The 1450-nt window shown below is 67.5% G+C and carries 1 protein-coding gene; it reads left to right on the forward strand.

Annotated features, from left to right (window positions below):
* On the forward strand, positions 1-1450 hold a 1450-nt coding region (locus VFZ66_03900), incomplete at both ends, for a condensation domain-containing protein (protein HEX6288305.1).

Here is a 1450-nt window from a genome sequence, read left to right on the forward strand (position 1 = left end):
TGGAGGCTGAATCTCAGGCGGTCTTCGTCCAGATCGTGCGCGCCGCGATCCAGCAGCCGTTCGATCTGCGCCGAGGGCCGCTGCTGCGCGCGACGCTCTATCGGCAGGGGCCACACGACCATATCCTGGTGCTGGTGATTCACCACAGCATCTTCGATGGCTGGTCGCAGAGCGTGCTGCTGCGTGAGCTGAGCGCGCTCTACCAGGGCTTTGTCCAGCACGATCCGGTGGCGCTGGGACCGGTGGGCACCCCGCTGCCGCTGCAATACGCCGACTACGCCGTCTGGCAGCGCGCCTGGCTTCAGGGCGCGGTGTTGGAGCAACAACTCGATTACTGGCGGCAGCAGCTTGCCGATCTCGCCCCGCTCGATCTGCCCACCGATCGGCCCCGCCCAGCTACGCCCTCCGATCGCGGCGCGCACACCGGCTTCCTGGTGCCTGCCGCGCTGACTTCCGAGCTGCATCGGCTGAGCCAGCAGGCGGGCACGACGCTCTACATGACGCTGCTGGCGGCGCTCCAGACCTTGCTCTACCGCTACAGCGGGCAGACCGACATCGCGATCGGCACGCCGATCGCCGGGCGCGTGCGGCCTGAGCTTGAGAGCTTGATCGGCTTCTTCGTCAACACGCTGGTGCTGCGAACCGATCTGGCGGGCAATCCGAGCTTTGCGGCGCTGCTCGAGCGGGTGCGCGCGGTCTGTCTGGCGGCGTACGCCCATCAGGATGTGCCCTTCGAGCTGCTGGTCGAGGCGGTGCAGCCGGAGCGCGACCTGAGCCGCACGCCGCTGTTTCAGGTGATGTTCATCTTCCAGAACACGCCGCGCACGACGATCGCCCTGCCCGATCTGACCTTCGAGCCGCTGGCCGTGGAGAGCCAGACGGCCAAGTTCGATCTGACGCTGACCCTGAGCGAGACGCCCGACGGGCTGCGCGGGCAGATCGGCTACCACACGGAGCTGTTCGACGCGGCGACGATCGAACGGCTGGCGGAGCATTTTCAGATGCTACTGGCGGGCATCGTGGCCGATCCCAACCAAGCGATCACCGCGCTGCCGCTCCTGACGGAGGCTGAGCGCCATACGCTGCTGGTGGATTGGAACGCGACGGCGGCGGACTACCCGCAAAGCTGTGTGCATCACCTGATCGAGGCGCAGGCACAGCGCACGCCCGATGCGGTCGCCGTGGTCTTTGAGGATGCGCACCTGACGTATGCGGAGCTGAACGCCCGCGCCAATCAACTGGCGCATCATCTGCGCAGCCTCGGCGTCGGCGGGTGCCCGCAGGGCGAGGTCCGCGTTGGCGTCTGCCTCCACCGCTCGCTCGATCTCCTCGTCGCGCTGCTCGGCATCCTCAAGGCCGGCGGCTGCTACGTCCCGCTCGATCCCAGCTATCCCGCCGAGCGCATTCAGTTCGTGCTCCACGACGCCCAGGCTGCTGTGCTCGTGACCCA

It is taken from the genome of Herpetosiphonaceae bacterium (assembly GCA_036374795.1).
In the GTDB taxonomy this organism is placed as follows: Bacteria; Chloroflexota; Chloroflexia; order Chloroflexales; family Kallotenuaceae; genus LB3-1.